8 protein-coding genes are annotated in these 8,181 nt (G+C 44.1%); 6 read left to right on the plus strand and 2 right to left on the minus strand.

Features of this window, described 5'->3' with window-relative positions:
- Positions 1-461 (minus strand): TonB-dependent receptor plug domain-containing protein (locus B5J93_RS11690; protein ID WP_143823541.1); only part of this gene is annotated, 461 nt, incomplete at its 3' end.
- A 295-nt stretch (positions 462-756) separates the two neighbouring features.
- On the opposite strand from B5J93_RS11690, the gene B5J93_RS13860 reads away from it, so the two are divergent.
- From B5J93_RS13860 to B5J93_RS11715, 6 genes are all read left to right on the plus strand, one after another.
- On the plus strand, positions 757-960 hold the full coding sequence (locus B5J93_RS13860; RefSeq protein WP_211278888.1) for a hypothetical protein: 204 nt from the start codon (positions 757-759) through the stop codon (positions 958-960).
- Between the two features lie 12 nt (positions 961-972).
- Entirely contained in the window at positions 973-2,547 is a 1,575-nt protein-coding gene (locus tag B5J93_RS11695; protein WP_228144936.1) for an ABC transporter ATP-binding protein/permease, read from the plus strand.
- Between the two features lie 224 nt (positions 2,548-2,771).
- Positions 2,772-4,028, plus strand: coding sequence for a transcription termination factor Rho (rho, locus tag B5J93_RS11700; RefSeq protein WP_079326537.1), 1,257 nt, complete (start codon positions 2,772-2,774; stop codon positions 4,026-4,028).
- A 392-nt stretch (positions 4,029-4,420) separates the two neighbouring features.
- On the plus strand, positions 4,421-4,840 hold the full coding sequence (locus tag B5J93_RS11705; RefSeq protein ID WP_079326538.1) for a hypothetical protein: 420 nt from the start codon (positions 4,421-4,423) through the stop codon (positions 4,838-4,840).
- A gap of 132 nt (positions 4,841-4,972) precedes the next feature.
- Positions 4,973-6,799, plus strand: a complete 1,827-nt coding sequence (uvrC, locus tag B5J93_RS11710; protein ID WP_079326539.1) for an excinuclease ABC subunit UvrC — start codon at positions 4,973-4,975, stop codon at positions 6,797-6,799.
- A gap of 106 nt (positions 6,800-6,905) precedes the next feature.
- Positions 6,906-7,616, plus strand: a complete 711-nt coding sequence (locus B5J93_RS11715) for an SPOR domain-containing protein (RefSeq protein ID WP_079326540.1) — start codon at positions 6,906-6,908, stop codon at positions 7,614-7,616.
- Positions 7,617-7,705: 89 nt separating this feature from the next.
- On the opposite strand, the gene B5J93_RS11720 is transcribed toward B5J93_RS11715, so the two are convergent.
- A partial coding sequence (locus B5J93_RS11720) for an IS3 family transposase (protein WP_158080744.1) occupies positions 7,706-8,181 on the minus strand: 476 nt, incomplete at its 5' end.

Below are 8,181 nucleotides of genomic sequence, written 5' to 3' on the forward strand. Positions count from 1 at the left end.
AAGTTCGGTTGGTATATAAGCTGAGCATTGATGACACCGCCTGTAAACTGACCGTATTTGGCAGAGATGTTACTGTCAAAGACTTCCACGTTTTTTAAAAGATGGGTATCCACCCAAAAGGTTTGCGTACCGCCCGATGGCAATTCATGTGGGTTTTGCCCTTGTGTGTTGCGGTCGCTGTCGCCTACGGGATTGATATTGTCATTATTTGACATGCCATTTAGCACAAAATTATTGTTATAAAATTTTTCACCATGAATGGAAATCTCGTTAGGCTTAATCTCGCCAGCACTCATGGACGCGTCAGCGTCATTAGCGTAGCGGACGGTAGGATTGTGTTTTAATAGTTCGGTGATATTGCCATTACCTGTGGGACGATTATTAATGTCATGGGCGGTGAGTTTTTGAGTGCCGATTTGTTGGCTAAATGGGTGTTCGATGATGATGGTCTCGCTCGGCATGACTGACCGCAAGGGCGATTAAGGTTTTTTTCATAAAAATATTCTTTAAAAATGGGTGTGGTAAAAATAAGTTACTTTATAACAATATTTGTTACAAAATAATAAACTTGATGAATATATTTTATTTTCAAATAAAAGTCAGTATCACTAAATAGTTATTTACATTTAAAAATAAATCAAATCCACTTTTACGATAAATTTTTGATTGTTATAAATTATCATTATTAATAAAAACGCCAAAATCGTGCTAAAATACGCCCATTTTGTGTTTGATATTGATCCGTTGGGGAATATTATGGATTGGTCAAAAGAAATCATTGATTCGCTCATCTGGCTTGTCAAAAGCATGGCAATCACGAGCGTGTGCTTTTCGCTGTTTGTGTGGGGCTTGGTTAGATTTACCGCTTGGGGTGGGCAGTTTTGGGCGATGGCACGGGGTTATTTATTGCCCAAACGTAGCTTAAGCCATTGGCGTTTTTTGCGTTTATTGTGTTTTTGACCTTATTTAGAAGTGCGGATTAGTTTGATTCATTCTAACTGGTACAACACCATGTATTCGTCTTTGCAGGACTTAAACCAAGAAGTCTTTTGGACGCAGATGGTGGTGTTTTGCTTTATTGCGGCGGCAGCGGTTGTCAATGCTCTGTTGATGTACTATGCCGAACAGTGGTTTAGTATTAATTGGATAGAATGGCTTAACCGTAATTTGCTTGATAAATGGCTAGATAATCAAGCTTATTATAAAGTACAGCAGAGTGTGGAACTTGATAATAAACTAGACAACCCCGACCAGCGTATTCAGCAGGATGTACAGCACTATGTTAAGCACTCATTAACCCTGGCGACGGGCGTGATAGCATCTGTCAGCTCCATTGTGTCATTTACCATATTGCTGTGGGGGCTGGCGGGTTCGATGACCGTCATGGGCGTTGAGATTCCAAAGATGATGGTGTTTTTGGTGTTTATCTATGTAATCATTGCCACCGTCATTGCGGTGTGGCTCGGTAAACCGCTCATTAAGCTTAATTTTGATAATGAAAAATTTAACGCCGATTATCGTTATTCGCTCATTCGTGTCAAGGAATATGCCGAATCCATTGCGTTTTATGCAGGCGAGCGAGTAGAGCGAAATGTGCTGTATCGTCAGTTTAATAAAGTCATCGGCAATATGTGGGATATTGTTTATCGCACATTGAAATTTTCGGGTTTTAACTTGGTGGTTACACAAATCTCGGTGGTGTTTCCGCTATTGATTCAGGTGGGGCGGTACTTTGCTGGTAATATCAAGCTTGGCGACTTAATGCAGACCATGCAGGTATTTGGGCGACTTCATGGTAACCTGTCTTATTTTCGCAATGTCTATGATACCTTTGCCAGTTATAAGGCGACACTTGACCGTTTGACAGGTTTTGAGCGGGTGATTAATGCCAGTACCGACATGAAGGGTATTGATGTGACATATCATGAGATGGACGTGATATTTGAGGATGTGACCGTCAAGACCCCAAGTGATAAAGTTTTGATTGATAAATTAAATCTGTCCCTTCCACAAGGTTCACGCCTGCTGATTCAAGGCAAATCAGGACTGGGTAAAACCACGCTACTGCGGACAGTGGCAGGGCTGTGGGTGTGGGCAGATGGGCATGTCACTCGCCCTGATGATGCTCTGTTTTTATCACAAAAACCCTACTTGCCACAGGGCAGGCTTATTGACATGCTCTACTATCCGCATGCCGTGCCAGAGCAAGCGGATGGGAGGATGATTCATGAACTGCTACATACGGTACAGCTGGGACATCTGGTGGATAAAATCTACCATGAGTATGATTGGACGCATGCCCTGTCGCTTGGCGAACAGCAACGCCTTGCCATGGCTCGGGTCATGTTACACCGTCCCAAAGTAGTGTTTTTGGACGAGGCAACCGCCAGTATGGATGAGGGATTAGAAGATGCCATGTATCGCACCTTGCAAGGTCTGACTAATACTACACTCATCAGTGTCGGGCATCGCTCAACGCTACTCAAATATCATCACACCAGACTAGAAGTGATGGGCGATGGAGCGTGGCAGGTGGTAAAAATCTAAACCTAACAAGGGGCTTGCTGACTTGTACGCTCCAACCATCTGCCAGTCATAAGCCCTTAATGAATTAAAAATCACCCCCAAGCCCTTGACATTCTGACTAAGAGCAGTTATTATGAGTGGCTAATTTATCCTTTCATATTTTTACCGCCTTTGTCAGTCCTTGACTTTTTTCTTGGCGGAGTTCATTTTGTTTTCACTTCTACACATCTTATCTAGATCATCTCATGAATTTGACCGAACTAAAACGCAAGCCTGTCAGTGAGTTGCTATACATTGCTGAGCAAATGGGGCTTGAAAACATGGCTCGTAGCCGTAAACAAGACATCATTTTTGCCGTTCTAAAAACCCACGCCAAAAACGGCGAGCCGATTTATGGCGATGGCGTGCTTGAGATTTTGCCAGATGGTTTTGGCTTTTTGCGTTCATCAGAAGGGTCATATTTGGCAGGGCCTGACGACATTTATGTCAGCCCAAGCCAAATCCGCCGTTTTAACCTGCAAACAGGCGATTCTATCGCAGGGCAAATCAGACCGCCCAAAGATGGCGAGCGGTATTTTGCTCTATTAAAGGTCAGTGAGGTTAACTTTGATACGCCCGACCGTTCACGCCATAAGCTCATCTTTGAGAACCTAACACCGCTTTTCCCGACCGAGCAGTTACGCCTAGAAGTGGGCAACGGCACGACCGAAGACTTGACAGGGCGTGTGATTGACCTTATTGCCCCCATTGGCAAGGGTCAGCGTTCTATCATTGTCGCCCCACCCAAGGCAGGTAAGACAGTACTACTACAAAATATCGCCCAAGCCATCTCAAAAAACCACCCCGAGTGCTATCTCATCGTCCTGCTCATTGACGAACGCCCTGAAGAAGTCACCGAAATGCAACGCACCGTGCGTGGCGAGGTGGTCGCATCGACCTTTGATGAGCCACCTGCTCGCCATATCCAAGTGGCGGAGATGGTCATCGAAAAAGCCAAACGCCTTGTTGAGCATAAACAAGACGTGGTCATCCTGCTAGATAGTATCACACGCCTAGCCCGTGCCTACAATACGGTCATTCCATCAAGTGGCAAGGTGCTGACAGGGGGTGTGGATGCAAATGCGCTGGAGCGTCCAAAACGCTTTTTTGGGGCGGCTCGTAATGTTGAAGAAGGGGGGAGCTTGACCATCATCTCCACTGCCCTGACTGACACAGGCTCGAAGATGGATAGCGTGATTTTTGAAGAATTTAAAGGCACGGGCAACCAAGAGATTACCTTGGAGCGTGAGCTTGCCGAACGCCGTATTTTCCCTGCCATTAACATCAAAAAATCATCCACTCGCCGTGAAGAACGTCTCATCGATGAAGAAATGCTTCGTAAAGTGTGGGTGCTTCGCAAACTGTTACAGCCGATGGATGATTATCAGGCGACCGAATTTTTACTTGACCGTCTAAAAGACGCCAAAACCAATGATGAATTTTTTAATAACATGACCAAATAAAGTCACGAATTATTAAAAAGACTGATAAATCAGTGAATATTGGCAAGCTGTCATCATTAAAAAATGACTAAAATATAATCATTTTTAGAGATATTTGCTCAGTATGTTTAAAAATAGGTGTTATTAAAATTTTTGAAAAATAATCATTTTAAGAAAATTTTACGTCATTTTAATGACAAAAATCAAAAATAGCTTTCTGTAGAAATGTTTTGTTACAGATTGATTGCATTTATTACTAAAAATCATTTGTTATTGCCGAATGATGTTTATATAATAGTACAAGAAATATAGGGGTAAATATTCTGCGATGATAATCTTTGTTAAAAACAGAGATTAAACATGGCAGTTTTTTTGCCTTAATTCTATGTTCATCCTAACATTTGGAGAAAATCATGAAAAAGTTAATCCTAGCTACCTTAATCGGTTCATTGGCTCTTACCGCTTGCTCAAAGCCAGCAGAAGAAGCACCAGAAGCTGCTGCTGCTGCCCAAGAAGCAGCGAACGAAGCACAAGCCGCCGCAAACGCTGCTCCTGCTGATGCTGCTGCACAACAAGCTGCTGACACTGCCCAAGCTGCTGCTGACACTGCTGCTACTGCTGCTGCTGACGCTCAATCTGCTGATAAGACTGTTGCTGAGCAAGCTGAAGCGACTGCTGAAAACGCACAAGACGCTGCCGAAGAAGCTGCCGACGCTGCCAAAGACGCAGCTGACGGTGCTGCCGCTGCCGCAGGTACTGAAACTGTAACCAACGAAAACCCTGCTGTTGCTACTGTTCCTGCTGCTGAAGCTCCTGCAACCGAAGCTAAGTAATTCATTAAGTTTTCTTATTGAGTTAAAAGAGCCATATTTTTGTGGCTCTTTTTTATTTGCCTATTGCTAGGGGCGGGCTTGCAAAAGCAAAAATTTACCTTATAAAGTAGTGAAAAATATCTTATTTTTACCATGAATCAAGCCTATTCCGACCATCTCACCCAGCTCCTAAAAAACCTGCCCAATCTGCCTGGTGTCTATAAAATGCTCGGCAAGTCGGGCGAGATTTTGTACGTTGGAAAAGCCAAATCCCTAAAAAGCAGGGTGAACAGCTATTTTGCCAAGACCATTGACCACCCGAAAACAGTCGCCCTAGTCGCTCGCATTTGTGATATTGAGATTATCATCACACGGAGCGAGAGCGAGGCTTTGCTCCTTGAACAAAACCTCATCAAACAGCACCGTCCGCCTTATAATATTATCCTAAGGGACGACAAATCTTATCTGTATCTGTTCATCTCAAAGGACAAATTCCCACGCCTTGCGGTGGGGCGGGGCAAGGGCAATCATGCCGAAGGTCGCTATTTTGGACCTTATCCGTCCGCCAATAGTGCCAAAGAAGCGGTGCTACTTTTGCAAAAGCTTTTTATGCTACGAAACTGCACCAATACGGTATTTGCCAATGCCAAACGCCCCTGCCTAGAACACCAAATCAAACGCTGTACCGCTCCGTGTGTGGGGCTGATTAGTCAGACGGATTATGATGACAATGTGGGACAAGCACTTGATTTTTTGAATGGTAAAACAGGCGAATTGCAAGCCATGCTTGCCCAAAAAATGCACGAATCTGCCGAGAATATGTACTTTGAGCAAGCCGTTTTTTACCGAGACCGCCTTGCCATGCTCTCTGACATCACCGCCCGTCAAGCGGTGTATCGGGTGGGCGATGACAGCAGTGCCGATGTGTTTGCCATTGCTGACAAAAACGGGCTGACGGTCGTCCATGTGCTGACCGTGCGTGGTGGTAAGGTGCTGGGCGGTAAGAGTTATTTTCCTGATGATGTGGGGGTGTTTGATACGCCTGCCGAGCGGCTCGAACGGTTTTTGTTGTCGTTTTATTTGGACGTGAGCGATGATTTGCCCAAAGAGATTATCATCAATGAGATGATAGATGACAAAGATACGGTTGCCGAGCTACTCCATGATGAATTTGGCAAAAAATGCCTGATAAAAGACAAAGTACAAAAGCACCGCCGAGAGTGGCAGGAGCTTGCGATTTTGAATGCTCATAATGCCCTAACCGCCAAGTTGTCTGATTTTAATGAATTAAATGAGCGGTTTGTTGCCATGCAACAGGTGCTAGGGGCGGTGTCAGATAAGGCAATTAACCGCATTGAGTGCTTTGACATCAGTCATACCATGGGCGAGCTGGCGGTGGGTTCGTGCGTGGTGTTTGACAGTCGGGGGGCGAGAAAGCGGGATTATCGCCAGTACGCCATTCATGACGTGGTCGGGGGCGATGATTATGGAGCGATGAGACAGGTGCTGACAAGGCGGTATGCCAAACACCCCTTGCCTAATTTGCTATTGATAGACGGTGGAAAAGGACAGTTAAATATCGCCAAAGAAGTCTTAACCGAGCTTGGCAAATTGGACGACACGCTACTCATCAGCGTGGCAAAGGGAGAGGGGCGAAAGGCGGGGCTTGAAGTGCTACACTTTTTGGAGCATGAGCCGATGGATTTGCCAATGGATTCTAAGGCATTGCACCTTATCATGCACATACGAGACGAAGCTCACCGCTTTGCCATTACCGCTCACCGCAAAAAACGAGACAAGGCTCGTGGGGCAAGCGTGCTGGAAGTCATTCCCAATCTGGGGGCAAAACGCAGGCGAGACCTATTGACTCATTTTGGCGGTATTCAACAGCTCCTTGGTGCGTCCGAAAGTGAGATTGCCAGCGTCAAGGGTATTGGTAAAGTGCTGGCAGGGACGATTTATAAAAGTTTGCATGGGTGAGCGATATTTTAAAAAAATGTTACAATATTTTTATTAAAAAAAATTTAAAAAATAGTTATACTAAAAGCATTTTCCAAAAATAAATCGCCAACCATCAAGGTATTCTATGCCCCAAAGACCTTATAACAAACCAATCAGTCGTGAACAAAAAGTTCGTACGTCATCAGGGCTTATCAGCCTGCTTTGGATGTTTGTGGGGGCGGTGATTGCGGTGATGATAGGATTTTTCTTATACTTATCGCCTTTGTTTGATAGTTTTAAGACAGAGGTAGAAGTCAATCCGCCCACCAAAGTTGAGCCATTGCCACAAAAAGAGCAAGCAAATAACTATGAGTTTTATGAAGTGCTACCAACACGGGAATTTCATACAGGGGAAAATGTGGCAGGGGGCGAGCCGGTGACGGATGAGGCGACCATAACTGAGCAACCTGAGGTTAAGCCTGATGCGGTGGTCATTTCTGGCAGTTATCAAGAGAATGACAATGTAAGTGGTACTAACGAGACGGAAATAGCCATCACCGAAGAAGATGCTACCTATGAAGGTGAGTCAACTTCTGGCAATATTGAGATAACGGCTCATAAGAATACTTATATCTTACAAATTCGCAGTTATGACAACCCCGATGAGGCTGACCGCATGCGTGCTGAGGTCATGATGTCGGGTATAGATGCTCGGGTCATCAAGCGTGTGGATGACGGCATGGAGCTGTATCAAGTCATCTCCAATACCATGAACTCTAAGGAAGAAGCACTGTCTGCCAGCAGAAGATTGAGTAATAACGGCATTGATTCGCTTGTGGTGGAGCAAAGACGTTAAGTTTATAAGAGAATGCTATAAAGAAAATACCGTCTGCTTGAACCGACCCCCAAATCTTAAACACAAGATTAAAGGTTAGGTTAATAAAGCTAAGTGGTTTCACTAAGGGCTAAGTCTCTGTACTGTTCTTTGAACTTGACAGGACTTAGTCCTTTTAGTTTGGTCTTTATTCTATCATAATTGTAGTAGTGTATGTACTCATCAATCGTTTGTTTAAGTTCATCAACTGAGCTAAACTTTGTGTCTTCATAAAAGATTTCTTCTTTAAGTGTCCCTTCGAGCCTTTCAATAGGAGCATCATCAAGACAGTTGCCTTTTCTTGACATACTTTGGGTAATGCCATTGTCCTTTAAAGTTTGTTGATAATGAAACATCTGATAATGCCAACCCCTATCAGAGTGAACAATGGGTTTATCTTCTGTCTTTTCTTGGCTTAGCTTGTTTAAGGCATCACCAAGCATTTCTTTGACCAACCCATAATCTGGTCGCTCTTTTATCGCATAACTGACAATCTCTCCATTAAACAAGTCTATGATGGGCGATAGGTAGAGTTTTTGTTCTATTA

Origin of the sequence: Moraxella equi (genome assembly GCF_002027555.1) — a bacterium.
Classification (GTDB): Bacteria; Pseudomonadota; Gammaproteobacteria; order Pseudomonadales; family Moraxellaceae; genus Moraxella; species Moraxella equi.